The organism is Burkholderia sp. LK4, assembly GCF_001043615.1.
Taxonomy (GTDB): Bacteria; Pseudomonadota; Gammaproteobacteria; order Burkholderiales; family Burkholderiaceae; genus Burkholderia; species Burkholderia cepacia.
Genome location: NZ_LDUL01000034.1, coordinates 1 through 24,447, shown reverse-complemented (window position 1 = coordinate 24,447; position 24,447 = coordinate 1). Strand labels below are relative to the sequence as shown.

The window sequence follows — 24,447 nt, the reverse complement described above, 5'->3', positions numbered from 1 at the left end:
AGCGCTGCCGGCCGGGCGCAAAGTCTCAAAATGTGGACTGAGTGTAAACACCGAATTAACAAAAATCTTGAAGGAAAATGCGCTGGCCTCCCGCCCACCGGCGCGCCCGCGGGCGGGTGCCGCGCCGAATGAAAATGGGGCGACATCGGCCCCGCGTTGGCCATGGCAGCGCGCTCGCGTGCCCGTCGAAGCCCGCGCGGTGCGGGTCGGGCCGCTGGCAAGCATTTCGTCAGCAAGTGGACATTTATTCAAGTTAACTTGGGCCGGGTGAGTGCACCGTTTAAACTTCGCGTAAATATGTTCGCGCGCCGCCCCCCAACGAAGGATTGTTCCGCCATGCCAGATTCCCTCGCCGCGCCCCCGGCCGCACGGCCGAAAGACACGCTCGGCTGCCTGTCGAGCCTGCTGTCCAAGGACATCGAACGCTCGGTCGGCGGGCTCACGCTCCATCGCAAATGCATGCGCGACGAGCACTTCGAGCGCATCGAGATGTCGGCCAGCGATCGCGGCTTCCTGATCGGCGTGTCGCTCAACGACGGGCACCGGCGCACGATCTACGGCGGCACCGGCCAATCCCGCTCCGAGCGGCGGTTCCAGCACAACTCGATCTACATTCGCGACTTCTCCCGGGATTTTCGTGCCGACCTGTACGGCAAGTTCGACTTCCTGCTGGTCGAGCTGTCGCACGCGTATCTCGACGGCCTCGGCCGCGAGCACGACGGCACCGAAATCGGCGGCCTGACCTGCGCGCCCGACGTACAGGACGAGGTGCTGGGCCATCTCGCGCACGCGGTGGCCGACAGCCTCGACGAGCCCGGCGTACTGAACGCGCTGTTCGTCGAGCAGATGGGGCTCGCGATCGGCGCGCATCTCGCGCGCCAGTACGGCAACGCGGACGCGCGCGACCTGCGGCACAAGGGCCTGCTGTCGCCGGCGAAGACGGCGCTCGCGAAAGAGCTGCTGATGGAGAAGGCCGATCTCGGCGTGTCGATCGAGGAAGTGGCGCGCGAATGCGATCTGTCGCGCGGCTATTTCATTCGTGCGTTCTCGCGCACGACGGGGCGCACGCCGCATCAATGGCTGCTCGAACAGCGTGTGATCCGCGCGCGGCAACTGATCGAGACGACCGACATGTCGCTCGCGGAAATCGCGGCCGCCTGCGGCTTCGCTGACCAGAGCCACCTGAACCGCGTATTCGCGCGCATCGTCGGCCATCCGCCCGGCGCCTGGCGGCGCGAACTGACGCGCTGACGCGGCCGCGCGCCGCGTGCCACCGCTACGCGCGCATCACGGCACCTCACGGCGCGCATCGCCCGTCGCTCACCGCAGCGGCGTCGCGTCGTAATTGACCGGCACCCAGTCGTACTGCTCCCCGTCCCTGCGCAAATGCCCGAGCCCGGGAAACGCGATATGCGCGGCGCCGACGAGGTAACGCTTGTTCGCGACGCGCTTCAGCGTATCGCGCCGGGTGCGGCGCGCCACGTCCGCATCGCTGTCGTACTGGACCGTCGCGTCCGGGTCCTGCAGCTGGATCGCCGCGACGTGCACGATGTCGCCCCACGCGAGCAGCCCGGCGTCGCCGCTCTCGATCAGGTACGCGGTATGGCCCGGCGTATGGCCTGGCATCGGCACCGCGCGAATGCCGGGCGCGAGCGTCGCTTCGCCGCGAAACGTCTTGAAGCGGCCCGCCGCGATATACGGCGCGACCGACGCGGCAGCCGCATCGAAGAACGACGCGAGGAACGCCGGCGCCTGTGCCTTGTTGTCCGGATCGAGCCAGTAGTTCGCTTCGATCTCGTTCACGCGCACCACCGCGTTCGGGAAGGTCATCCTGCCGTTCGTCACGATGCCGCCGACATGATCCTTGTGCAGGTGGGTGAGCAGCACCTCGTCGATCTGCTCCGGCGCATAACCGGCCGCACGCAGGTTCGCGAGCAGCTTGCCGCAGCAATCGCCGTACAGCACGCCGGCCCCCGAATCGACGAGGATCCGCTTCGTGCCGGTATCGACCAGGAACGCGTTGATCGAGCCCTGCACGGGCGGTTCGAGAAACGCGCGGTCGAGATCGCGCCGGATGTCGTCCTTCGAGATGTCGCGGAACACCGTATCGACCGGAAACGGATGCGTGCCGTCGGACAGCGCGACGATCCGCAGGCTGCCGAGCTGCTGCCGATAGAAGCCGGGCGCCTGATCGGCGCCGCCCGGTTCGGCGGCACACGCGGCCGATGCGAGGATGCCGAAGCACCACGCGATGACCAGCATGCCGCCGGTACGCCAGTTCAGGTTCTTCATGTCCGCTCCCCGGTTGCGTATCGAGATATCGCGCGCGGTGCCGGCCCGGCCGGTCAGGCGCGCGACACCGAGCTTACCGGCCGGTTTCGCAATAATCCTGAGCACGACATGAATCGTTCTGAAAGCCGGCGCGGCTTACGCGGCCCGATCCCGCGCGCGCTGCGCGTCGAGCAACGCGGCGCGAAACACGTCGGCCGGCTGCGCGCCGCTGACGACCGTCGTACCGATGCGCGTCGACGGCACCGACGCGATGCCGTCGCGCACCGCCGCCTCCTCGAGCGCGACCACCGCGTCGAGCCCTTCGCCGGATGCGAGGAAGGCACGCACCCCATCGCCGGACAGGCCGGCGCCGGCCGCGACCTCGACCAGCACGTCCGTATCGCCGATATCGCGGCCGTCGCGGAAATACGCGGCAAACAGCGCATCGACGAGCGCGACCGCGCTGCCGTGCTGCTGCGCGAACCAGACGAGCCGGTGCGCGAGCCGCGTGTTCGGCGTGCGCGCGATCCGTGCGTGGTCGAACACGAGGCCCGCCGCGCGGCCGGCGTCGGCCACGTGCGCATCGAGCGCCTGCGAACGCGCCCAGCTGCCGAACTTCGCGCTCCGGTACGCCTTGCGGTCGATGCCGCCGGCCGGCATCGTCGGGTTCAGCTCGAACGGCACGAACCGCACGTTCACGGCGCCGGCCAGGCCGGCTGCCTCGATCGCCTCCGCGAGCCGGTGCTCCGCGATCCAGCACCACGGGCAGATCAGGTCGTAGGTCACGGTTACTTCGACGGGTTTCATCGTCATCTCCTGTACATTGCAGTCCGGAAGATAACGCTTGCGCGGCGACGTTAGAATGCGAACGGCACGCAATGCATCGTTGCGGCCTGCACAAAGGCACGAAGACTCGAAGAGCACGACATGGACAAATTCTCCGCGCTGCGCGCGTTCGTCGAAGTAGCGGAAGCCGGCGGTTTCTCGAGCGCGGGGCGCCGCCTCGACCTCGCGGCATCGTCGGTGGTACGCGCGGTGGATGCGCTCGAGGCGTCGCTCGGCACCGTGCTGCTGAATCGCACGACGCGCCAGGTCACGCTCTCCGATGCCGGCGCCATGTACTACGCCCGCGCGAAGCAGCTGCTCGAGGAACTCGCGGAAGCCGACGCGCTGGTGTCCGATCGCGGCGACGAGCCGTCCGGGCCGCTGCGCGTGTCGGTGCCGGTCGCGTACGGCGTGCGCCGCATCGCGCCGCACGTCGCGGCGTTCCTCGCGCGCCATCCGAAGCTCGACCTCGACCTGCAGCTCACCGACGAACGCGTCGATCTCGTCGCGAGCCGCATCGACGTCGCGATCCGGCTCGGCGAAGCGGCGCCGTCCGCCGAAGTCGTCGCGCGAACGCTCGGCACGTTCCAGCGCTACGTCGTCGCGAGCCACGACTACCTCGCCGCGCACGGCACGCCGGCCGCGCCGGGCGAGCTCGTCGATCACGCGTGCCTGCGCTTTCACTTCGGCGGCGACCAGCAGGCGTGGTCGTTCGTCGACGCGCACGGCACGGCGCAGGTGCGCGTTGCCGGGCGCCTGAAATCGAACCACAGCGAAGTGCTTCGCGATGCTGCGCTCGACGGCGCCGGCATCGCGCTGCTGCCCGACTGGCTGGTCGAGGCCGACGTCCAGTCGGGCCGCCTGCGCCGCCTCTTCGAGCAATACGACGTGACGCCCGGCACGGCCCGCTCGGTCGTCACCGCGCTCTACCTGCCGACCCAGCGCGGCTCGAAACGCGTGACCGCGTTCATCGATTTCGTCGAAACGCTGGTGCGCGCGCCGCACTGAGCCGTCCGGCGGCATGCCGCGCGACGCTACCAGCCGAACTTCGCTTCGACGCCTACGTAGTCGGCATTGCGCGCGCCGAGCGCGCGGATCGAATCGGCGATCTGGAAGTGCACGGCCTCGACGGCCAGCGCCATGTTCGGATTGACGAGCCAGTCCACGCGGGCCTGCGCATACATCCCCGTGTACGAACCGCCCTTGCCTGCGGTGCCGGGCACCGCCGACATCCCCTGCCCGTAGATCGCGTCGGCCGTCGTCTCGCGCCACTGGAAACCGACCGCGGTCAGCACCGTCACGCTGCTCGACGGCTTGAACGTCAGCGACGGCTTCACGTGGATCAGGTTGCTGTAGCCGGTGTAGCCCGCGAGCGTGAAGTAATAGCCGTTCGGGAACAGCGGGTTGAAGGTGCCCATGCGTCCGTCGCCGGGATGCTTGTCGCCCGATGCGCCGTCGACCTGGATGCCGACGCGCGGCGTGCCCGGCGTCTTCGCGAACGTGTAGCCGCCCAGCGCGCCGAATGCCCACGCGCCGATCGTGTCCTGGCCGATGTGCCCGGTCTGGAGCATCGCCTCGACGTCCCAGTCGAACCCGCTGGACTTGCCCGCGTAGCGCATGTCGAACACGTCGCGCCGCTCGGTGCCGGCCCCCGCGATGTAGCGCGCGTTGTCGCGCGTATAACGCGACCAGTACGCCGACAGGTCGCCGGGGCCCGTGTTGGTGCGCTCGACACGCACGCCGTCGAACCGCAGGTGCCGGTTCGACACGTCGTCGAACGACGCGTCGTTGCGATACTGCACCGGGCGCGTCACATAGCCGATCAGCCGCCACTTGCCGATTTCGTAATCCGCCCACAGCGCGTCGAACGCCTGGCGCACGTTCGGGCCGTCGCGCACCGACACGAACCGCTGCAGGTCGTACGCCATCTCCTGCCGGCCGATCCGCGCCTTGAACGTGCCGCCGCCGATCTGGTCGACATACGCGACGAACGCCTGCTCGATATCGAGCTGATCCTTGTCGACGGGCGACACCGTGTCCTTGCCGAACGGCCGCGCATCGACGAACTGGACGAACGCCTGGACATGCCCGGCGTAACGCAGGTCCGCATGCACCGTCGCTCGCTGGATCACGTAGTTGTCGTCGTGCGCGGCGCCGAGCCCGAACAGCGGCGCGTTGTTCAGCTCGAAGCGCTCGCGCAGGTTCGCGCCGAGCGACAGGTAGGTCGACGGGTCGCCGCCGAGCGGGATGTACTTCAGCGCATCGCCCGGCTGGCGCGGCACGCACGGGTTCGCGAGCACCGACCAGTCTTCCTGCCAGCGGTTGAACAGCACCGTGGGCCGCTTCGCGGTACACGTCGTGCCGGCGGCCGGGGCCGCCGAAGCTGTCGAAGCTGTCGAAGCTGTCGAAGCCGCCGAAGCGGCATCCTCGGCCCCGGCCGCCGTACCCGCATAACCCGCGACGCCGCCGGCCAGCACGGCGGCCGGCAGCACGCGCCGCCATGCCCGCCCCATCGACCCGCGTTCCATCACTTCGACCGCGCGTGGATTTCGGCGACGTAGCCGCCCGGGAACTGCACGAGCGCCGCATCGCGCCCGTCCGACGTGAACGTCGGCACCAGCACGGTCACGCCCGCGGCCTGCGCCTGCTTCAGCGTCGCGGCCAGGTCCGGCACTTCGTAGCCCGTCATCTCGCGGCCGAACGGGTAAGGCAGATGGCCGTCGGTGGCGAGCACGGTCATCTTGCCGAAACCCGATTCGATGCGGATGCGGCGATACGTATCGTTCGGCCGGCCAATCTCGATGCCCGGCGCCTTGCGCACGTCGGACACCACCTTGCCGCGCGAGAACGCGACGAAGTCGTGCACCAGCTTGCTCGCGCTTTCCGGCGACACGTACACGCGGTTTTCCGGCACCGTCTGCAGCGGGTCGTATTTCGGCGCCTGCGTGTGCCAGTAGAGCTGCATGTTCACGCCGCCCGGCCAGCGGATGATCGCGTCGCGGCCGATCGGGTCGGGGAACGTGTCGACGACCACGTCCGCGCCGTGCGCACGCGCCGATTTCATCGCGACGTCCATGTCGGTGACGAGGTAACCGGTGCGCTCCTGGCAGAACGGATAAGGGATCGGCGTCTTGAAGCCGAACACCGAGATCGTGCCGGCCGGCGTGAACACGAGCTGCGACATCGTCTGGCTCGGCGTCGGCGTGACCTGGAACACGCCCTGCTGCGATTTCTTGCCGCCGAACGTCGCGACGAAGCTGTCGGTGAAACGGTCGAAATCTTCCGGCGCGACGCACACGTGCGTCGTGTCGTACTGCGGGCCGACCGCGACGGCCGGCACCTTCGCGGACGACGTGTCGAGCAGGCGCGTCTCGTCGGCATGGGCCGGCGCGGTTGCCAGCAATGCGCCGAGCACGGCCGCCGACGCGGCCGTCAGCCGCCATGCCTGTTGCAATTTCAGTGCGATCATCGGGTTCTCCTTGAAAGTGGCACGCGCGGCCACATGCCGCGCGCGCATTCAGCGTGACGTCGGCCGCTCGTCGGGCCGACCGGATTGATAGGCGAGGAAGCACAGCACCGCGAGCGGCAGCGCGAGCGCCCAGAACGCCGCGAACAGATAAGCCATCGCGCCCGCGCCGGCGCCGAGCGCGAAGCCCGCGACCGGCGGCAGCGTGCGCCGCAGCCGCACGCGCGCGGCTGCGCGTTCGGCCGGCGCGGCGAGCGGCACCAGCCAGTCGAATGCATCGATCACCGCCTGCGTGACGTTGCCCGTCATCACCGTGTTGGCGACGACCGAACGGGCCGTCAGCCGCGCGTGCGCGTTCTGGACGCCCATCGCCGCGGCGCCGAGGAGGCCGCACAGGATCGTCCTCGGCGCGTCGGCATCGGCGATCGGCGAGGCCATCACGCCGGCCAGCATGAACCCGGCCAGCAGCACGGCCTGCAGCGCATACAGCGAACGCGCGCGCACGCCGTGGCCCAGCTGGCGCATCCGGTGGTCGAGCACGCGCGCGACGACGATCCCCGCGATGAAGGCCGGAAACGCGAGCCACTTGATCGCGAGCCCTTGCCCGACGCCGGCCAGGCCCGAGCCGATCAGGATGAAGTTGCCGGTGACGTGCGCGGTGAACAGGCCGAACAGCGCGACGAAGCCGAGCGTGTCCACATAACCCGCGATCGACGCGAGAAACACGTCCTCGCCGCGCACGCGGTCGGGCACGGCGCCCGCGGTTACCGGCTGCGACGGCATGACCCGGTTTCCTGGATGGTGGCGCCGGCGCCCGGCGAGATCTGATGACGCATGTTCCGCTCCGGTTGCGCCGACCGGCCCGGCCTGCCGACTGGCATCCGGCCCGTGCGGCGGTTCGGAAGCCAGACTAGTGAAGGCCGACCTTAATGTCATGGCGCCCGCCTGAATTTTTCTGAATCGGCGGCGGGCTCGCGTGGCCGGGGGGCCGGGCCGGCACGACGCGGATTGCGCCCCGCACCGGCCCCGCAGCGCGCCGAAAGCCGCGCCGCGCACGGCATGCGGCCTGTCAATCGTGCTATTTTTCGATCGATAGTTAACGCAGGCGCACCATCGGGAGCCGATGCATGACCGAAAGAAAACGCAGCACGCCGGCCCGCGAGCGCGGGACGGACGCCGACGGCAACGCCGTCACGCCGGGCCGCCGGCTCGCGCCGGAAGCGCGCGAGCGGCAGATCGTCGAGAAGGCGATCGAGCACTTCGCGACGCACGGCTTTTCCGGCAGCACGCGCGAGCTCGCGCGGCAGATCGGCGTCACCCAGCCGCTGCTGTACCGGTACTTCCCGAGCAAGGAAGCGCTGATCGACCGCGTGTACGACGAGATCTACACGTGGAACCCCGACTGGGAAAAACTGATCGCCGACCGCACGGTGTCGCTGCAGGAGCGGCTCGTCGCGTTCTATCGCGACTATGCGCAAACCATCCTGCGGCGCGAATGGATCCGCACGTTCATCTTCGCGGGGCTCAGCCGCGAGGGGTTCAACACGCGTTACCTGTCGCGGCTGCGCGAACGCGTGTTCCTGCCGGTGCTGCGCGAGCTGCGGCACGAATACGACCTCGCGACGCCCACCACCGAGGCCCAGCGCAATGCGGAAGTCGAGCTGGTCTGGAGCCTGCACGCGAGCATCTTCTATTTCGGCGTGCGCAAGTGGGTCTACGGCCTGCCGGTGCCCGACGATCTCGACACCGAGATCGAACGGCTGATCGACGCGTTCCTGCACGGCACGCCCGCCGCGCTGAAGCAGCTCACGTCGGACGCACCCGCGCGGCGGCGCCGGCGCGGCTGACACCGGTGGCAGGCATGCCGGACGACGACGGTCGAATCGTCGCCCGGCATGTTCACGCTCGTGCGTCTTCGTCAGGCCCGCACGCGACGGGACGCCACCGGCCGGGCGAATCACACGGGGATCGGGAACCGCCCGCCACGGCCGGCCCGTGACCCGGCGGCCCGGTTCCGGCCGTGCGCGCAATCACGCGAATTCAGAACAATTTATCCGGCGCGCCGCACGATTCGCCTATCCTCGAAAGGCATTTGCGGCCGCGCCGGTTTCGCGCGGGCCGAACCGAACAGCGACCGCCCCATGACCCACTCCATGCCTTCGATCACCCATCACACCGTCACCGCGAACGGCATCCGCCAGCACTACATCGACGCCGGCAGCGGGCCCGCCGTCGTGCTGCTGCACGGCTTCCCCGAGACCAGCTTCGCGTGGCGCTTCCAGATTCCCGCGCTCGCGCAGCGCTACCGCGTGATCGCGCCCGACCTGCGCGGTTACGGCGAAACCGACAAGCCGGCCGCCGGTTACGACAAGCGCAACATGGCGCGCGACGTCGCCGGGCTGCTCGACGCGCTCGGCATCGGCCGCATCGCGCTCGTCGGGCACGACCGCGGTGCGCGCGTCGCGACGCGTTTCGCGAAGGACTTCCCCGAGCGCGTCGACCGGCTCGTCGTGATGGACAACGTGCCGACGCGCATCGTCGCGCAGAACATGACCGCGCAAACGGCGCGCGCGTACTGGTTCTTCCTGTTCCATCAGGTGCCGGATCTGCCCGAGGCGCTGATCGCCGGCAAGGAAGCCGAGTGGCTCAGCCACTTCTTCTCCGACTGGTGCTACAACCCGCACGCGATCTCCGGCGACGCGTTCGACACCTACGTGCGCGCGTACCGGCGCCCGGGCGCCGTGCGCGGCGCGCTGGCCGACTATCGCGCGAACGCCGAGGACGTGCAGCAGGATCTCGTCGACGCGGACGTCAAGATCGCGTGCCCGACGATGGCGCTCTGGGGCGAGGATTTCTACGCGGTCGGCAAGATGTTCGACATGAAATCCGTGTGGGAAAGCATGGCGACGGACCTGCGCGCCGAGCCGATCGCACAGTGCGGGCACCTGCCGCAGGAGGAGCAGCCGGAGCGCGTGAACGCGCTGCTGCTCGACTTCCTGCAGCACTGGGAAGGCTGATTCGATGCGCGCGCAACGAACCATCGGGAGGCTGGCAGCATGAGCGACATTTCGGGCCCGCTGGCGGTCGTGATCGGCGGATCGGTGGGCGGGCTGTTCACCGCCACTTCACTGCGGGCGGCCGGCTGGCGCGTCAAGGTCTTCGAGCAATCGCCGAACGAGCTCGACAGCCGCGGCGGCGGCATCGTGCTGCAAACGCCGATCGAACGCGCGTTCGCGTTCGGCGGCGTGCCCGTGCCGCACGACGCGGGTGTCGATTCCGGCGACCGGATCTATCTCGACGCGCACGACCGGATCGTGCAACGCATGAACATGCCGCAGACGCAGACCGCGTGGAACGTGATCTATACGGCGCTGAAGCGCGCGCTGCCCGCCGGCGTCGTGCATGGCGGCGTGTCGTTCGAGCGCTTCGAGCAGGACGGCGAACGCGTGATCGCGCACTTCGCGGACGGCCGCGTCGAGCCGGCCGACCTGCTGGTCGGTGCCGACGGCGGCCGCTCGAACGTGCGCGCGCAACTGCTGCCCGATGCGCGGCCCGCGTATGCGGGTTATGTCGCGTGGCGCGGGCTCGTCGACGAGCACCTGCTGCCGGCCCCGGTGCTCGACGTGCTGCGCGACCGCTTCACGTTCCAGCAAGGCGACGCGCACCTGTTCCTCACCTATCTGGTCCCCGGCCGCGACGGCGCGATCGAACCGGGCAAGCGGCGCGTGAACTGGGTCTGGTACCGGCGGCTCGCACCGGCGAGCCTGCCGTCGCTGTTTCTCGCGCAGGACGGCACGCAGCGCGACGGTTCGCTGCCGCCCGGCGCGATGCGCGACGACAACCGTCTCGAACTCGTGGACGCGGGCCGCCGGATGCTGGCGCCCACGCTCGCCGCGCTCGTCGACGCGACGCAGGCGCCGTTCGCGCAGGCGATCCTCGATCTCTCGGTCGAGCGCATGGCGTTCGGCCGCGCGGTGCTGCTCGGCGACGCGGCCTGCCTCGTGCGGCCGCATACGGCCGCGGGCGTCGCGAAAGCGGCGGAGAATGCGGTCGGGCTCGCCGAGGCACTGCGCGGCGTCGTGCACGGCCCCGCGTTCGACGCCGCGCTGGCGGGCTGGGAAAAGCGTCAACTCGCGACCAACGCGTCGCTGTCCAACCTCGGCATCTCGCTCGGCACGCGGATCATGGGGCGCGCGTGACCGTCCGGCGGTGCGCGCCGCTTCGGTCGATCGCGCGTGCGGGCCGGGCCGTCACGCGTGGCGCACGACGATATCCCACGCGGTATGACACGCCTGCCCCGGCAGCGTCAGCGCGCGCAGCACCACCCGATCGCCCTGCTGCGTCGCGACGCTGAACTTGTGCGGCGCCAGCAGCGCGACCGTCGCGCCGTTGTGCTCCAGTTGCAAGCCCGGCGCCGCAGGCTGGCCGCTCAGATGCGACAGCCAGATGTCCAGCACCAACCGGTCGCGCGTCACCGCGAATTCGACCGTGTGCGCCGCCCACGCATTCAGTGCATGGCCCTGCGGGTTGCGGAACGACGGCCCCGCGGCCAGGCGCGGCACGTTCGCCAGCACGTCCTCGTGCGCAGCCAGCACCGACAACCCGCTCGCGACGAAGCGTTCGGGCTGAAGCAGGCCGGGATCGGCCGGCTGCGCCCGCTTGCCGGCCTCGGGCGCCAGCGCGAACGCCTGCCCGAGCGCGATCGCATGCTCGGCATGACGCGCCAGGTAGCGCCAGTGGTTCAGGAAGCGCACGTCGCCCGTCATGTGCAGGCCACGGATCGGTTTGCCCTGATGCTCGAGCACGATGCGGACCGCGTCGAAATCGTGCCGCTCGTGCAGGCCCCATTTCGTGACGAAATTCTGCTCGCAGCCCACGAGCCGCACGTGGCCGAGGCCGCCCCACAGATGCAGGAAGGTCGTGTCCAGCCCGTAGATCGCCACGAAATCCTGGCCGATCCTGCCGGCCTGTTCGCGGACGAACCGCGCGAATCGCGCCCAGGGCTCGCGGCCGCCGACCACGAGCCCCGCCTGCAGCGGCTGCCCCAGCCGCTCGAGCACGTCCTGCACGCACTGGTGGATCAGCGCGTCGCGCCGTTCGCCGATGAGCGGCGTCATCACGAACGCGCAGAAGTGCGCATCCGGTGCGACGTGAAGGGCCTCGTCGTGCGGCACGACGTCGAAGATGTCGAACCGCGGCCCCGGGAACCAGATGTCGGCATCGTAGAGCGCGAGCGTCTGCAACGCCGGATCGGCGTCGAAGATCGCGGCCGCGGAGATGTAGCGGTCCCAGGCAAGGTCGCCGACGCCCGCCGCCGCGTACACCTCGATCCCGTTCGCGCGCAGCCGCTGCTGCTTCTCGTCGGACAACCCGTAGCCGATGACGCCGATGCGCCCCCGGTAGTCCGTCGCGCGCAGCGAGACGATGAACGGGATGACCATTTCGTACCAGGCCTGCGTGTTGTCGTCGATCGCGAACGCGACGAGTTGATGGCGGTCGGCCTCGTTGTGGTCGGACGTGTTCATGCGTGTGGTGAGAGTGGTCAGTCCGTCGTTCCGATCGGTCCGGCTGCCGGTGTGCCTTTACGCGCGACGCCGATTATCGGAAGGCAGTCGAATACCCGTTATCGTCATACGATTGCGAGCGATATCCATTCGGCGGCGGCCCCGTTCTCCGGGGCCGTTCGCCAGAAAATGGATGCTCGATTTTTACCACGACGCGATATTCCCGCGCGACCTGAAAATGCGTCGCGATTCCGAACATTTGTTAAATAGCTTGAATGACCGACAACCGGCCGGCAATTTGCCTTAACATCCGGCCGTCATCTCGACTGACGCCGATCACGGTTGACCGACCCTGGACTCCGGCCGTGGCTTTCATTTTCCAGGTGCCTGAACGGGGCGCCGATTTCATCCGGACGCGACGACCGACCATGTTCCAGACCCCGGGAGATTCATTCGTCAACGGCTCGTTGCTGGGCCTGTGCGTCGAGGTGCCGCTCGCCGCGCTGGTGTCGCTCGCCATGCACGGCGTCGACTGGAACGGGCAGCGCATCGCGATGCTGATCGCCACGCCGGTGCTGCTCGCCTGCATTGCGCTGCTGAGCCGCCCGGTCGCATTCAGCACGGTGTGGAAGCACAAGCGCTCGCCGTTCGTGCTCGACGACAACGTGCGCGCGTCGATCTACGGCCGGCTCTGCGGGATCGCGCTCGGGCTCGTGTTCGGCATCATGGTCGCGACGACGTTCGCCTGATCCCGCCGGACCGGCGCGCCCGACCAAACCTGCGTCGGGCCTGAAGCCGCCGGCTCACGCGCAAGTCTTCCCGGCGCATCGCGTCACGCCGATGCCACCAGCGTGTTGAACGACGTATCCCACAACGGCGCGACATTCGCCGGCCCATCCAGCACGCCGATCCGCGCGAACACATCCGCGACCTGCTGATGCTGCGCCACCACGTCGGGCGTCACCGGCAGCAGCGCATAGTCTTCGCTGCGCTGGTCGAACATCGCGACGAGATCGGCCACCGGCACGCGCGTCTCCTGGTTCTGCACCCGCGCGTAGTCGCCGAAATGCCCGTTCGCCCACGCATACGCGCGCCGGAACCGCAGCAGCAGATCGCCCGTCGCCGCACGACGGCGCGCATCGTCGAGCGTGCGCGGGTTCGCGTACACCGGGAAATTGCCCGACAGATAACCCTTCCCCGTCTTCAGCACGCGCGCGCCGTAGCGATTGCGCGCGAGCTGGCCGTTGTAGCCGTAGATCGCCCACGCGTCGATGTCGCCGCGATCGTAGGCCGACAACCCGTCGGCCGGCGACAGGTTGATCGGCTGGATGTCGTCGAAGCCGAGGCCCGCTTCCGTGAGCTGGCGATACAGGAAGTAGTGCGACGTCGTCGCGCGCACGTAGCCGACGCGCTTGCCCTTCAGGTCCGCGATACTGCGGATCGGCGTGTCCTTGCGTGCGAGCGTGACCTGGTTGTTCAGGTCTTCGCGCACGCGGGTGATGAGCCGGACGCTGGCCTTCTGGCGCGCGGCGAACACGGCCGGAATTTCGCTGCCCGAACCGATATCGAGCGCGTCCGCATTGAGCGCCTCGATGTGCAGCACGCCGTTGTTCAGTTCGCGCCAGTCGATCCGGTACGGTGTGTCGCCGAGGCCGGCCGCCTGCAGCAGCGCGCGCCAGCCGCCCTTGTAGGTCGCGACGCGCAACGTCGTGCCGGCGAGATCGGCGTTGACGGCCGGCGTGGCGAACGCGGCCTTCGCGGCGAACGGCGCCGCCACGGCCGCGGCGCCGGCAAGAATCAGGCGGCGGCGTGCCGCCGACGTTGACGCCATCGAATCCTCCTGTCGATCGGTTGCGAATTGAGCGGAAGCCCGCGCGGCTGCATCAATGCAGCACCGGGAACCCGTGGCGCTCGGCCAGCAGTTCGAGGATGCGGCGCGCGTCGGTGACGAACCGCACGTCGCCGAGCGTCTGCGCGTCGTCCGGCGCCGGCTGGTCGCGACCGAGCACGAGGACCGGCAAGCCCTGGTGCGCATCGTCGAGCGCCTCGATCACCGCGTGGCGCGGCCGCTCGAAGCCGACGCGCTTCACGTCGATGCGGCCGGCCTGCTCGGGCGCACTCGCCAGCAGCCCCTCGATCGACAGTCCGTGCGGACAGACGAAACGCTGGCCCGGATGCTTCGGATCGGCAAAGCCCGGTTCCAGCAAAAACAGTACATCGCGACTCATGTCAGACGGCTCCCGTGTTCGTTGTTCAGCCGGGACGCATGCGCACGTCGGCGCCGTCGTGATCCCGGAGCAGGCCGGCCCCTGGCCGGATGCCCGACTCTACCGTTGCGCGTCGCACCGCCCTACCAACGTTTTGCGAAATCGATATGCCGGCGCGCGTAGCGCATCGATCGTGCGCCGCACAGACGGCCGTTGCGTAAATGCATCGCCCGTTGCATCGCGGACATTGCGGATATCGAACCATTTCATCGATCGATATGACGGCGGCCGCGGGTAGCCGGCGCCCGACGTTCGCCGTTCGAGCGATGCGTTCGCCGCAGCAGGGGTGCCGGACGCGATCGCGACGCACATGCCGGATTTGCAGCAACGCACATTACAAATCGGCCGCGCAGCGATTTACAAACCACGGATCGGCCGTTCGCCGGTTCGACCCGCGTCAATAGCATCGTGCTCCTCACTGTCGTACTCATAAAAACAGAGGAAAGTCATGATCAAAAAAACGGTAGTCCTGGGTTTGGTTTCGATCGGTTCGGTCAGCGCGCATGCGCAGAGTTCGGTCACGTTGTACGGCGTCGTCGATGCCGGTTTCGCCTATACGAACAACCAGGGCGGCGCGAGCAACATCCAGCAGACGAGCGGCAAGCTGAGCGGCAGCCGCTGGGGCCTGAAAGGCGTCGACGATCTCGGTGGCGGCCTGCAGGCGGTCTTCACGCTCGAAAGCGGGTTCCGGCCGAGCGACGGCGGGCTCGGCCAGGGCGGCCGGCTGTTCGGCCGTTCCGCGTACGTCGGCCTGGCCAAGTCCGGCATCGGCACGCTGACCTTCGGCCGCCAGTACGAGCCGATCACCGATCTCGTCGCGCAGTACTCGGGGTCCGGCTTCTGGTCGCCGGCCACGCACGTGGGCGACAACGACAACATGAACCAGAGCTTCCGCCTGAACAACGCGGTGAAGTTCCGCAGCGACACGATCGCCGGCTTCACGGCCGACCTGCTCTATGCGTTCAGCAACCAGGCGAACGGCGGCGCCGGCACCGGCTTCTCGAACAACAATGCGTGGGGCGTGTCGGCGAACTACGTGAACGGGCCGCTGTCGGTCGGCGGCGGTTACGTGCGACTCAATCACCCGAATGCGACGTCGAATACGACCGGCGCGGTGGGCGGCGCGACCTCGACCACCGGCAACGACTACAGCGGCGCGTTCTTCTACGGGCTGAACGGCGGCGTGCTCAAGCAGCAGATCGGCGTGGCGGGCGCGAACTACGCGCTCGGCCGCGCGACGCTCGGCTTCGCGTGGAGCCACACGCAGCTCAACTATCTCGACGGCTCGTCGCGCAAGTTCAACAACTACGACGTGAACGCGCGTTACCAGATCACGCCGGCGGCTACGCTGATCGGCGTCTATACGTTCACCGACGGGCGCGCGAGCGGCCTGCCGGGCACCGGCGGCCAGACGCTGAAGCCGCGCTGGCACCAGTTCACGCTCGGGTTCGACTATGCGCTGTCGAAGCGCACCGATATCTACGTGTCGGGCATCTACCAGCTCGCGGCCGGCGATGCGAGCACGGCGACGGCGGGCGGTTATCGCAGGATCGCGGCAATCTCGAACATCGGCAGCGCGTCGTCGACGAACCGCCAGGTCGCGCTCGTCAGCGGGCTGCGCGTGAAGTTCTGACGGCATGCGCAGCGGGTGCGGTGCGGTGCGGCGCGATAAGCAAAGCGGGAATCGTTGTTTGCCGCGCCGTGCCCGGTTGCCGAGAATGGGCGTTTCCCGTGTGTTTCCCGCGTGCTGCCCGCAGGCGCGATACGCGTTCGACGATGACCGACTCCCTCCCCGCGCGCCGCGCAGCAGCCGGTGCGCGGCACTGCGTCGGCGCGTCGGCACGTCGGGCATCGCACCCGGGCGATTCACCGCCGCGCGTACCCGCCGTTGCCGTGCGGTGCGTGCCCAACCCGCAAGGAAACCATCATGAACGCCCCCTCCGTCGCCGCGCCGGTCGCGACGTCACCGTTCGTCGACGTCCGCTCGCCGGCGGATTTCCCCGACAGCCCCGTGTCGCGCGTGCTCGCGCAGCCGCTGATGCTCGGGCTGTTCCTGCCGATCCAGGCCGGCGGCTGGAGCGCGTCGACACTGCCGCGCACGACCGACTGGACGTTCGACTACAACGCCGAGCTGGTCGCGCGCGCGGAAGCGCTCGGCTTCGATCTCGTGTTCGCGCTGTCGCAATGGCTGCCGAAAGGCGGTTACGGCGGCGTGTTCGACGGCCACGCGCTCGACTCGTTCATGACGCTGGCCGCGCTGACCGCACGCACCGAGCGGATCATCCTGGTCGCGACGAGCCATGTGCTGTACGGGCCGTGGCATCCGCTGCATTTCGCGAAGTTCACCGCGACACTCGATCACATCTCGCGCGGGCGCTGGGGCATCAACGTCGTGACCGGTCATCGCGCCATCGAGCACGAGATGTTCGGCTGGAACAGGATCGAGCACGACCGGCGTTACGAGATGGCCGCCGAGTTCGTCGACGCGGTGCAGCAGTTGTGGGCGCAACCGGACAATTTCAGCTACACGCCCGCGCTGTCGGGCTGGCGGCTGGGCGGCGCGTTCGTCACGCCGAAACCACGCTACGGCCGCCCGTTGCTGATCAACGCGACCGGCTCCGACGCGGGGATCGAGTTCGCGGCGCGCTATTCGGACATCGTGTTCGTCACGAGCCCGGCCGGCCCCGACGCCGAACGCGCGATCGACGCCCTGCCCGCGCATACCGCGCGCGTGAAGGCGGCCGCCGCCGCGCGCGGCCGGACGATCCGCACGCTGCTCAACCCGCTCGTGATCTGCCGCGAAACGTCAGCCGAAGCGCGCGCGTATCGCGACGCGATCGTCGCGCATGCGGACGAAGGCAGCTTCCACCGTTTCGACAGCGACGCGCATGCGTGGCGAGGCGGCTTCGAACAGCGCGCGCAGGCCGACGCGCGCGCGATCGGCGGCAACATCTCGATCACGGGTTCGCCGGAGGAAGTCGCGGACACCATCGTGCGGCTGCACCGCGCGGGCATCGACGGCATCCAGTTGAGCTTCTACGATTTCAAGCCCGATCTCGACTTCTTCGGCGAGCGCGTGCTGCCGCTGCTGCGCGCCGCCGGCTTGCGGCACTGACGCGGGCGGCGGACGCATCGCCCGCCGCGGCACTCACGGTTTCGACACGGCCAGGTCAGAACACGCGGCCTTCGGTGAGGTGCGTCGTCACGCCGTTCAGGTCGTAGTCGCCGATCACGCGCGCCTTGTGCAGCAGCGGGTTGTGGCTGAAGATCGTGCGCAGGTTGCGCCAGTGCCGGTCGAGATTGTGTTCGCGCGCCGTCGCCGATGCCCCGCCGACTTCGAACAGCCGCTCGGCCGCGTGCAGCGCGAGCTTGCTGACGACGAGCTGCGTACGCGCGGTTGCGAGCGCGCTGTCGAGCACGCGTGCATCCGCATCGGCATCGCCGGCCTCGATCGCGTCGGCGGAACGGTCGAGCGCCCGCGCGTTTTCGCGCACGAGCGCGTCGATCGCGTGACTGTGCGCGGACAGCTCGCCGACGACCTGCTGGATGAAGTGATCGTCGCGCGCGGTCGGCGCCGGGCTGTGCAGCACCGGGCGGCCGTGCGCGAGCACATAACGACGCGCATCGGCAACCACGTTGCGCACGATGCCCGCGCCCGTCGCGACGAGATGCAGCTGGCGCAGCGCGCCGCAATGGCGGCCGACGAGCGTCGAGCCGTCGCGCGGGGCCACTTCGTCCGCGAACACCTGCACGTCGTCGAGCAGCAGGCTGCCGCTCGCGGTCATGCGCTGGCCCATGCCGTCCCAGTCGTCGAGCACCTGCACGCCGTCGCGCGCGACGGGAATGATCACGGCGACCGCGTCGCCCTGCTCGTTCTCCACGTTGATGCGCGCGAAATCGGCGAACGCCGTGCCGGTCGAATAGTATTTGCGCCCCGTCACGCGATAGTGCTCGCCGTCCCGGCGCAGCACGGTGGTGTTCTCGCCCGGCCGCGACGTGCCGCGCTCGGTCGACGCACCGCCGAAGATCGCGCCGGCCAGTGCCCGCTCGAGTTGCACGTCGTTGAACGGCGTGCGCGGCGACAGCCGCAGCGTCTCGGTCTGGTCGTAGTGGATCCGCAGCGCGTGCGCGAGGTTCGAATCGGCGGCGGCCAGTGTCGCGATCGTGTCGAACAGATCGACCAGCGTGCCGCCGAGGCCGCCACGCGCGACCGGAATCCGCAGCACGCCCAGCGCCGAGCGCCGGAAAAGTGCGAAGCCGTCGAACGGCAATTCGCGACGCGCCTCGCGTTGCGCGGCATCCTGCCCGATCGCGTTCGCGAGATCGGGCAATGCGGCGAGCGCGTCGCGCAACGCGTCGCGCGGATCGACGGCATCACGGGCGGTCATTCTGCGGTTCCTTGTACGAGAGATTCGGGAATGCCGCTGCGCGGCGCGATCGCGACATCCGCGAACCGGCGCACGTACGGCACCGCAAAGTATAGGGACGCCCCCGGTGTGCGTGAAAAGCCGATTTCAGCTTTTGTTATGCGTGTGCAGGGAATGGTCGCGCGCCATTGCACCAATGCACCAATGCACCAATGCACCATCGCACCATTGCGCGATACCCCGGCGCGGCGGCGGTCGCGCGTGGCGCCCCCCGAACCCGGCCGATCGCGACCGTCACGATTCCGTCGACGGGTCGGGTACGCGCACGATGCCCTCCGGATACCGGATGTCGATCAGCCCGTGCTTGTCGCGGATGCGGATCGGCGGCACCACCTCCACGCTCGCACGGTCGACGCCCTCGCACACGGCCAGGTTCGTATTGGTGCGGTAGTACACGCGCTGGTCGTCGACCGCAAAGGCCCAGTTCAGAAAGCGCAGGCTTCGTGCGTCGATCCCCGGCAACGGCTTGCGGTAGTTCTTCCCCCACAGCACGTGACCGTCGGCGTCGATCAGCATGTCGTGAAAGACGCCGCGCGCGGTCTCGACGTCGACGCGCCCCGGCTTCGTCACGATCTTGCCGTCGTAAAGGATCTGCGCGCCGAGCCGTGCATACCGGTAGCCGAGGCTCACCACGCCGGCCGGATCGTCGATGCCGCGCTTGCGCACGCCGGCGCAGAACAGGTGTTTCGCATCCCGCGCGTACGCGCCGCCGATATGCGTCAGGCTGGCCACGTCGGCCTTGACGACGGTCAGGTGGCCGGAATCGTAGATGTCACGCTCGAAGTAGTAAGCCTGCCGTGCATCGCGATACCAGCCGCCGCCCAGGGATTCCAGCGTGGCGGCATCGCCGTCGGCAACGAGCCCTTCGCCTGCATCGTCGTAGCTGAACGCGGCGCCGCCCGCGTAGTAGCGCAACCCCGACGCATCGACGGCAAAGTGATCGACCAGGTGCCGGAAGCTGCCCAGATCGAAGTTGTTGAGCGCGCGATACTGATGCCCGCTGCCGGTGCGGGCCCAGACGCGTTCGCCATCGCTGTGGAACGGCCCGCCGAGCGGGGCAAGCGGCTCGTTGCGCGTGTCGCGCCGCCGCCGCGCTTCCGCCTCCTCACGGCGCTGCGCGTCCTCGGCGTCGTACATGGCTTGCTGCTCCGGCGTGACCCGCGCCGCATCCTCGTACTTCTGCATGTGGCGCGCATGCAGCGACTGCACGGTCGCGATGCAGTACACCGAATGCGGAACCGAGCGCAGGTACAGCGCCCAGTCCTCGTCGTCGCACCGGTAGAACCAGTGGATCGCCTCGCCGTCCCATCCGGCCGGGTCGGTGCGCGCGAGCAGCGCGGCCTTGACGTCCCGGACCTTGCCGGGCACGACGAAGGAAAGGCTGTAGCCGGTGTCGGCGACGATGTCGAGGCTCTCATCCTCGAACAGGCTTCGCATCAGTTTTTCGAGTTCTTGCAAGGTCATGGGCGCGTGTCGACCCGGTGACGGGCCACGGAATGAACGGACGTGCGGCGGTCATTCTAACCATGGCGACGTGCGCTGCCCCGGCCTTCTTCGGGACATTCCGTCGATCCATCGCGTATCCGCCCGGATACGAACATGTCGACGATCGTCATTTCAGCGCATCTGGTTCCCGATTGGGAACGAAATGGATATTCCGTTGCCGGCACGACCAATTCGTTTCCGTTCGGATACGAATGGATGCCTGCGCCAACGAGTTGTGCAATACTGTTCCCGATCAGATACGAAGCACGGAGGACGTCATGCACGAGATCCTGCCCGTCGGCACGATCGGCGCACTCGCCAACCTCATCCGCGCGGCCCGGCTCCAGCAGGGATTCACGCGGGACGAACTCGCGAACGCCACGGGGCTTTCGCCGAAATTCATCAGCCAGGTGGAGGCCGGGAAACCCACCGCGCAGGTCGGCAAGATCCTGCTGCTGCTCGGCGAACTGGGCATCACCCTGCTCGCGCAGTCGTCCATCGAGATTTCGGCGGCAAACGTGCTGAAGGCCGCGCAACGCCGCAGGAGCCGCCATGGCGAGTAGAACGCTGATCGCCTCCGCGAACGGGTTGCGCATGGGCGCGCTGACCGACGACAAAGGCGTCTGGTCGTTCACCTACGACGCGCAGTGGCTGGCATCGCCACGCGCGTACCCGCTGTCCCCCGCTTTCCCGCTGCGCGCCGGCACCTTCACCGACACCTCGACCGATCGCCCGGTCCAGTGGTTCTTCGACAACCTGCTGCCGGAAGAAGGCATGCGCACGTCGCTTGCGCGCGAGGCCAGGGTCGACGCCGCCGACGCGTGGGGCCTGCTCGCGTACTTCGGGCGCGAATCGGCCGGCGCGCTCACGCTGCTCGCGCAAGGCGAGCAGGAAGCGGCCGGCAGCATGCAGCCGCTCCCGCTCGACGAACTCGAACGCCGCATCCAGGCGATGCCCGAGCGCGCGCTGACGGCCACCGCGCCCAAGCGCATGTCGGCGGCCGGCGCGCAGCAGAAGCTGCTGCTGATCCTGCGCGGCGACGCGCCCGACTACACGCTGTTCGAGCCGGTCGGCAGCGAACCGTCGATGCATCTGCTGAAACCGGACATGCGCGCCGCCGGCTATCCGCATTCGGCGATCAACGAGTTCTTCTGCATGAAGCTCGCGAAGCGGATGGGCCTCGACGTGCCCGACGTGCACTTTCTGCGCGCGCCGTCCGCGTGCTACGTGATCGACCGTTTCGACCGCGATACCGCATCGGAGCCGGCCGCCCGCCTGCATACGATCGATGCGATGCAGTTGCTGAACTACGATCGCGGCTTCAAGTACCAGCGCGCGAACGCGGAAGAACTCGGCCGCGCGATCGGGCAGACCAGCACGCGTGCGCTGGCGCGCCTGTCGGTGTTCCGCTGGACGATCTTCAACGTGGTGGTCGGCAACGGCGACGCGCACCTGAAGAACCTGTCGTTCTTCGTCGACGCGCGCGGCTACCGGCTCGCGCCGTTCTACGACATCGTCAGCACGGTCGTCTATCACACGCCCACGCACCGGCCCGATCATCGCGGCGATCATTGGCCGCACTGCGAACTGACGATGCCGCTCGGCGCGGCGACGCGCTTCGCCGACGTCGACCTGGGCGCGCTGATCGCGTTCGGCAACGCACTCGGGCTCAGGGATAAGGCAGCCGAAAACGAGCTGCTGCGCTTTCTCGAACCGCTCGATCGCAGCGTCGCGCAGACGCTCGACGAAGTGCGCGAGGTCGCGCGCCCCGACGCCGGGGAAATGCGCCTGCTGAACTCGATCGTCTCGATGCCGATCGCGGAGATGGGCCGCGCGCTGCGGCAGGGGCGCGGGTAAGCGGCCGCGCGCGGGTTTCGCGCCGGTCGCGCGCCCGATTCCTCGTTTTCCTGCGCGACAACCGCGACGTCGCAATCGTCCCGTTCGTGACATGAACGCTTCTCGCGTGCCGTCCGCTCACCGCAGCCGATGCCTGACGAACCGGCCCCGGCCCGTGGTGGACGCGCTTCACCGGCTCGTCACGCTGCGAGCCCGGCCGGCGACGCAACCGCGACATCCGGATTGAACCGGGTCATGCAGTTCAGGTCGAGTGCGCGTATCTGCTCGGTTATGAAGTCGACGAAGATACGAATGCGCGTCGGAAGATGTTGCCGGCTGAGATAGCAGATATAGTGGCCGCGATCTTCCGGCACATGCTTCGCCAGCGCGACGACGAGTTCGCTCGAAGCGATATGGTCGCGGATCTGGTAACCCGCCATCTGCGCGATGCCCGAACCGTTCAGGACCGCACGCAGCACCAGGTCCGCGTCGTTGAACGTCAGCCGCGACTTCGGCAGGTATTTCTGCACGCGGCCGTCGACGTTGAACTCCCATTCGAAGATGCGGCCGCTGGCGAAACGAAAGTTGATGCACTCGTGCCGTCCCAGATCCTCCAGACTCTGCGGAAGGCCGTGCCTGGCCACATACGACGGCGACGCGCAGAGCGCCATCTGCATCGGAATCAGTTGCCGGGCGATGATGCTCGAATCCTCGATGCGTCCATTGCGGAACGACACGTCGATTCGTTCGGACACCAGATCGACCGGCCGGTCGTCGAGCAGCAGATCGATGACGATGTCGGGGTAGGCTTTCGCAAACGTTTCCAGCAGCGGCGCAACGATCTTCCGGCCGAAGCCCACCGCCGAGCTGATCCGGATGAGGCCGCGCGGCGGCCCCTCCCGCAGTTCCAGCATGTCGTTCATCGCTTCGACGATCTGCGCCACGCCCTGGCGGCAGTTCTCGAAGAATCGCTGGCCTTCGCAGGTCAGTTCCGTCATGCGCGTGGTCCGCTGGAACAGCCGCGTGCTCAACTGCGCCTCCAGCTTCTGGACGTTGCGGCTCACGGCCGGCCGGCCGACGCCGAGACGTTCGGCGGCCTTGGTGAAGCTCCCCTCGCTCGCCACCGCGACGAACGCGAGGATGCCCGCGTAGCTTGCACCGAAGCTGGCCGACAATGCGTCGGCGCGCCCTGGCAAGTCGCGACGAACGCCGTGCTCCGACGTATCCGATCGATTCATTTCCGCTGCCCCCAGACATCCCGCCCATCCCGACTGCCCGTCGCAGGCGTACGCCTGCCCCCCACCTTCGACACGCGAATCAGCTTCTCGCGAGCCACCGGTCCAGGCCGATGCTGCCGAGTCGCGCTGCCCCGAGCGGCACGAGCGATCGTTCCTCGACACGGCCGCCGTAATAACGGGCATCGCGATCGGTCACCACCGCACGCGTGTCGCCGATCGACTTCAGATAACGCGCGACGATCTCCGCGAACGGCGCGCGATCCGGGCCCGCGATCTCGACCGTGCCGTTCAGCGGCCCGGCCAGCGCGATCTGCGCGAGCAGCGCCGCGACGTCTTCCGCGGCAATCGGCTGAAACAGTCCGTCGCCGATGCGCACGGTCCCGTCTTCCGTGCCGAAATCCGCAATACCGCCGATGAACTCCATGAATTGCGTGGCACGCACGATCGTGTACGGCACGCCGGCCGCCTCGATCGCCTGTTCCTGCGCGACCTTGGCCGCGAAATAGCCGTTCTCCGGCATCCGGTCGCAGCCGACGATCGACAGCGCGACGTGATGGCGCACGCCTGCGGCCACTTCGGCCTTGCCGAGATTGCGGGCCGACGTGCGGAAGAAATCCAGCACCGCCTGCGGTTCCCATGACGGCGCGTTCGCGACGTCCACGACGACGTCGGCGTCCGTCAATGCGTCGGTCAGGCCTTCGCCCGTGATGGAATTGACGCCGGTGCGCGGCGACGCCGCGAGCGCCTGGTGCCCTGCCTCGCCGAGCAACGTGACGACGCGTGAGCCGATCAGGCCCGAACCACCGATGACAACGATCTTCATCGCAAAATCTCCTGACGAAAGGGTTTTCCTGGACGCGTGCGGCACGTGACGCGCGCCGCCTCCGATGAAAACGGTCATGACCGTCGCATCGCATGGCGCAATTGTGGAAGAATCATGTCCTATCCATCAGTGCCAAGAATCGTCGATCGGACTGGTCCATGCCGTTCGCTCCCGTCGCCCACGAGACCGCGATGCCCGCCCCAACGCCCGCCCTGACCATCGAAATCGACCGGCACCATCAGTTGCCGATCTACCTGCAGATCTGCGAGCGATTCAGAACCGCGATCGCGGCAGGCCATCTGCGT

General features: G+C 68.4%; 22 protein-coding genes. 10 read left to right on the top strand and 12 right to left on the bottom strand.

Going from position 1 to position 24,447, the window contains the following annotated elements:
• Window positions 1-336 precede the first annotated feature (336 nt).
• On the top strand, window positions 337-1,251 hold the full coding sequence (locus VK92_RS18380) for a helix-turn-helix domain-containing protein (RefSeq protein WP_048027027.1): 915 nt from the start codon (window positions 337-339) through the stop codon (window positions 1,249-1,251).
• Window positions 1,252-1,320: 69 nt separating this feature from the next.
• Here the strand turns inward: VK92_RS18380 and VK92_RS18375 are convergent, their stop codons facing one another.
• Together VK92_RS18375 and VK92_RS18370 are read right to left on the bottom strand one after the other, a co-directional pair.
• On the bottom strand, window positions 1,321-2,292 hold the full coding sequence (locus VK92_RS18375) for an MBL fold metallo-hydrolase (protein ID WP_414142941.1): 972 nt from the start codon (window positions 2,290-2,292) through the stop codon (window positions 1,321-1,323).
• Window positions 2,293-2,427: 135 nt separating this feature from the next.
• The gene (locus VK92_RS18370) at window positions 2,428-3,078 is read right to left on the bottom strand and encodes a DsbA family oxidoreductase (RefSeq protein ID WP_048027656.1); all 651 of its coding nucleotides are present in this window, start codon (window positions 3,076-3,078) and stop codon (window positions 2,428-2,430) included.
• A 120-nt stretch (window positions 3,079-3,198) separates the two neighbouring features.
• On the opposite strand from VK92_RS18370, the gene VK92_RS18365 reads away from it, so the two are divergent.
• Window positions 3,199-4,104 carry a LysR family transcriptional regulator gene (locus tag VK92_RS18365; protein WP_048027025.1) on the top strand — a complete coding sequence of 302 codons (906 nt, stop codon included), beginning with the start codon at window positions 3,199-3,201 and terminating at the stop codon, window positions 4,102-4,104.
• A gap of 26 nt (window positions 4,105-4,130) precedes the next feature.
• On the opposite strand, the gene VK92_RS18360 is transcribed toward VK92_RS18365, so the two are convergent.
• Genes VK92_RS18360 through VK92_RS18350 form a run of 3 tightly spaced genes read right to left on the bottom strand, consistent with a single transcriptional unit; the run spans window position 4,131 to window position 7,345 of the window.
• The gene (locus tag VK92_RS18360) at window positions 4,131-5,609 is read right to left on the bottom strand and encodes an alginate export family protein (protein WP_048027654.1); all 1,479 of its coding nucleotides are present in this window, start codon (window positions 5,607-5,609) and stop codon (window positions 4,131-4,133) included.
• A gap of 14 nt (window positions 5,610-5,623) precedes the next feature.
• A complete protein-coding gene (locus tag VK92_RS18355) occupies window positions 5,624-6,565 on the bottom strand; it encodes a hypothetical protein (RefSeq protein ID WP_021158249.1) in 942 nt (313 codons plus the stop codon).
• A 48-nt stretch (window positions 6,566-6,613) separates the two neighbouring features.
• Window positions 6,614-7,345: a YoaK family protein gene (locus VK92_RS18350; protein ID WP_048027023.1), complete on the bottom strand. Its 732-nt coding sequence runs from the start codon at window positions 7,343-7,345 to the stop codon at window positions 6,614-6,616.
• A gap of 344 nt (window positions 7,346-7,689) precedes the next feature.
• Here VK92_RS18350 and VK92_RS18345 point away from each other — a divergent pair, with 344 nt between their 5' ends.
• From VK92_RS18345 to VK92_RS18335, 3 genes are all read left to right on the top strand, one after another.
• A complete protein-coding gene (locus VK92_RS18345; protein ID WP_021158247.1) occupies window positions 7,690-8,409 on the top strand; it encodes a TetR/AcrR family transcriptional regulator in 720 nt (239 codons plus the stop codon).
• A 294-nt stretch (window positions 8,410-8,703) separates the two neighbouring features.
• Window positions 8,704-9,579 (top strand): alpha/beta fold hydrolase, encoded by an 876-nt coding sequence (locus VK92_RS18340; RefSeq protein WP_042973926.1) that lies wholly within the window; start codon window positions 8,704-8,706, stop codon window positions 9,577-9,579.
• Between the two features lie 39 nt (window positions 9,580-9,618).
• Window positions 9,619-10,761 (top strand): FAD binding domain-containing protein, encoded by a 1,143-nt coding sequence (locus VK92_RS18335; RefSeq protein ID WP_048027021.1) that lies wholly within the window; start codon window positions 9,619-9,621, stop codon window positions 10,759-10,761.
• 51 nt (window positions 10,762-10,812) lie between these two features.
• Here the strand turns inward: VK92_RS18335 and VK92_RS18330 are convergent, their stop codons facing one another.
• Window positions 10,813-12,087: a hypothetical protein gene (locus VK92_RS18330; protein ID WP_048027020.1), complete on the bottom strand. Its 1,275-nt coding sequence runs from the start codon at window positions 12,085-12,087 to the stop codon at window positions 10,813-10,815.
• 407 nt (window positions 12,088-12,494) lie between these two features.
• Here VK92_RS18330 and VK92_RS18325 point away from each other — a divergent pair, with 407 nt between their 5' ends.
• Window positions 12,495-12,815, top strand: a complete 321-nt coding sequence (locus VK92_RS18325) for a hypothetical protein (protein WP_048027018.1) — start codon at window positions 12,495-12,497, stop codon at window positions 12,813-12,815.
• Window positions 12,816-12,898: 83 nt separating this feature from the next.
• On the opposite strand, the gene VK92_RS18320 is transcribed toward VK92_RS18325, so the two are convergent.
• A complete protein-coding gene (locus tag VK92_RS18320) occupies window positions 12,899-13,897 on the bottom strand; it encodes an ABC transporter substrate-binding protein (RefSeq protein WP_048027016.1) in 999 nt (332 codons plus the stop codon).
• Between the two features lie 52 nt (window positions 13,898-13,949).
• Entirely contained in the window at window positions 13,950-14,294 is a 345-nt protein-coding gene (locus VK92_RS18315; protein ID WP_021158240.1) for a DUF3088 domain-containing protein, read from the bottom strand.
• A 487-nt stretch (window positions 14,295-14,781) separates the two neighbouring features.
• On the opposite strand from VK92_RS18315, the gene VK92_RS18305 reads away from it, so the two are divergent.
• Together VK92_RS18305 and VK92_RS18300 are read left to right on the top strand one after the other, a co-directional pair.
• Window positions 14,782-15,966, top strand: a complete 1,185-nt coding sequence (locus VK92_RS18305; protein ID WP_048027012.1) for a porin — start codon at window positions 14,782-14,784, stop codon at window positions 15,964-15,966.
• 294 nt (window positions 15,967-16,260) lie between these two features.
• Window positions 16,261-17,448 (top strand): LLM class flavin-dependent oxidoreductase, encoded by a 1,188-nt coding sequence (locus VK92_RS18300; RefSeq protein ID WP_048027010.1) that lies wholly within the window; start codon window positions 16,261-16,263, stop codon window positions 17,446-17,448.
• 55 nt (window positions 17,449-17,503) lie between these two features.
• Here VK92_RS18300 and VK92_RS18295 read toward each other — a convergent pair whose 3' ends face one another.
• Entirely contained in the window at window positions 17,504-18,721 is a 1,218-nt protein-coding gene (locus VK92_RS18295) for an acyl-CoA dehydrogenase family protein (RefSeq protein WP_048027008.1), read from the bottom strand.
• Window positions 18,722-18,994: 273 nt separating this feature from the next.
• Entirely contained in the window at window positions 18,995-20,224 is a 1,230-nt protein-coding gene (locus VK92_RS39035; RefSeq protein ID WP_053077820.1) for a DKNYY domain-containing protein, read from the bottom strand.
• 299 nt (window positions 20,225-20,523) lie between these two features.
• On the opposite strand from VK92_RS39035, the gene VK92_RS18285 reads away from it, so the two are divergent.
• Window positions 20,524-20,808 carry a helix-turn-helix domain-containing protein gene (locus VK92_RS18285; RefSeq protein WP_021158233.1) on the top strand — a complete coding sequence of 95 codons (285 nt, stop codon included), beginning with the start codon at window positions 20,524-20,526 and terminating at the stop codon, window positions 20,806-20,808.
• Window positions 20,798-22,102 (top strand): HipA domain-containing protein, encoded by a 1,305-nt coding sequence (locus VK92_RS18280; protein WP_048027005.1) that lies wholly within the window; start codon window positions 20,798-20,800, stop codon window positions 22,100-22,102. Before VK92_RS18285 ends, VK92_RS18280 begins: the two co-directional genes overlap by 11 nt.
• Window positions 22,103-22,281: 179 nt before the next feature.
• Here VK92_RS18280 and VK92_RS18275 read toward each other — a convergent pair whose 3' ends face one another.
• Window positions 22,282-23,319 carry a LysR family transcriptional regulator gene (locus tag VK92_RS18275; protein ID WP_048027003.1) on the bottom strand — a complete coding sequence of 346 codons (1,038 nt, stop codon included), beginning with the start codon at window positions 23,317-23,319 and terminating at the stop codon, window positions 22,282-22,284.
• Window positions 23,320-23,398: 79 nt separating this feature from the next.
• Window positions 23,399-24,142 (bottom strand): SDR family oxidoreductase, encoded by a 744-nt coding sequence (locus VK92_RS18270; protein ID WP_048027001.1) that lies wholly within the window; start codon window positions 24,140-24,142, stop codon window positions 23,399-23,401.
• Window positions 24,143-24,447: the final 305 nt, after the last annotated feature.

What these genes read in the sequence shown, in the direction of transcription:
- VK92_RS18380 (WP_048027027.1), top strand. Translation starts at nt 337, where the DNA reads ATGCCAGATTCCCTCGCCGCGCCCCCGGCCGCACGGCCGAAAGACACG.
- VK92_RS18375 (WP_414142941.1), bottom strand. Translation starts at nt 2,292, where the DNA reads ATGAAGAACCTGAACTGGCGTACCGGCGGCATGCTGGTCATCGCGTGG.
- VK92_RS18370 (WP_048027656.1), bottom strand. Translation starts at nt 3,078, where the DNA reads ATGAAACCCGTCGAAGTAACCGTGACCTACGACCTGATCTGCCCGTGG.
- VK92_RS18365 (WP_048027025.1), top strand. Translation starts at nt 3,199, where the DNA reads ATGGACAAATTCTCCGCGCTGCGCGCGTTCGTCGAAGTAGCGGAAGCC.
- VK92_RS18360 (WP_048027654.1), bottom strand. Translation starts at nt 5,609, where the DNA reads ATGGGGCGGGCATGGCGGCGCGTGCTGCCGGCCGCCGTGCTGGCCGGC.
- VK92_RS18355 (WP_021158249.1), bottom strand. Translation starts at nt 6,565, where the DNA reads ATGATCGCACTGAAATTGCAACAGGCATGGCGGCTGACGGCCGCGTCG.
- VK92_RS18350 (WP_048027023.1), bottom strand. Translation starts at nt 7,345, where the DNA reads ATGCCGTCGCAGCCGGTAACCGCGGGCGCCGTGCCCGACCGCGTGCGC.
- VK92_RS18345 (WP_021158247.1), top strand. Translation starts at nt 7,690, where the DNA reads ATGACCGAAAGAAAACGCAGCACGCCGGCCCGCGAGCGCGGGACGGAC.
- VK92_RS18340 (WP_042973926.1), top strand. Translation starts at nt 8,704, where the DNA reads ATGACCCACTCCATGCCTTCGATCACCCATCACACCGTCACCGCGAAC.
- VK92_RS18335 (WP_048027021.1), top strand. Translation starts at nt 9,619, where the DNA reads ATGAGCGACATTTCGGGCCCGCTGGCGGTCGTGATCGGCGGATCGGTG.
- VK92_RS18330 (WP_048027020.1), bottom strand. Translation starts at nt 12,087, where the DNA reads ATGAACACGTCCGACCACAACGAGGCCGACCGCCATCAACTCGTCGCG.
- VK92_RS18325 (WP_048027018.1), top strand. Translation starts at nt 12,495, where the DNA reads ATGTTCCAGACCCCGGGAGATTCATTCGTCAACGGCTCGTTGCTGGGC.
- VK92_RS18320 (WP_048027016.1), bottom strand. Translation starts at nt 13,897, where the DNA reads ATGGCGTCAACGTCGGCGGCACGCCGCCGCCTGATTCTTGCCGGCGCC.
- VK92_RS18315 (WP_021158240.1), bottom strand. Translation starts at nt 14,294, where the DNA reads ATGAGTCGCGATGTACTGTTTTTGCTGGAACCGGGCTTTGCCGATCCG.
- VK92_RS18305 (WP_048027012.1), top strand. Translation starts at nt 14,782, where the DNA reads ATGATCAAAAAAACGGTAGTCCTGGGTTTGGTTTCGATCGGTTCGGTC.
- VK92_RS18300 (WP_048027010.1), top strand. Translation starts at nt 16,261, where the DNA reads ATGAACGCCCCCTCCGTCGCCGCGCCGGTCGCGACGTCACCGTTCGTC.
- VK92_RS18295 (WP_048027008.1), bottom strand. Translation starts at nt 18,721, where the DNA reads ATGACCGCCCGTGATGCCGTCGATCCGCGCGACGCGTTGCGCGACGCG.
- VK92_RS39035 (WP_053077820.1), bottom strand. Translation starts at nt 20,224, where the DNA reads ATGACCTTGCAAGAACTCGAAAAACTGATGCGAAGCCTGTTCGAGGAT.
- VK92_RS18285 (WP_021158233.1), top strand. Translation starts at nt 20,524, where the DNA reads ATGCACGAGATCCTGCCCGTCGGCACGATCGGCGCACTCGCCAACCTC.
- VK92_RS18280 (WP_048027005.1), top strand. Translation starts at nt 20,798, where the DNA reads ATGGCGAGTAGAACGCTGATCGCCTCCGCGAACGGGTTGCGCATGGGC.
- VK92_RS18275 (WP_048027003.1), bottom strand. Translation starts at nt 23,319, where the DNA reads ATGAATCGATCGGATACGTCGGAGCACGGCGTTCGTCGCGACTTGCCA.
- VK92_RS18270 (WP_048027001.1), bottom strand. Translation starts at nt 24,142, where the DNA reads ATGAAGATCGTTGTCATCGGTGGTTCGGGCCTGATCGGCTCACGCGTC.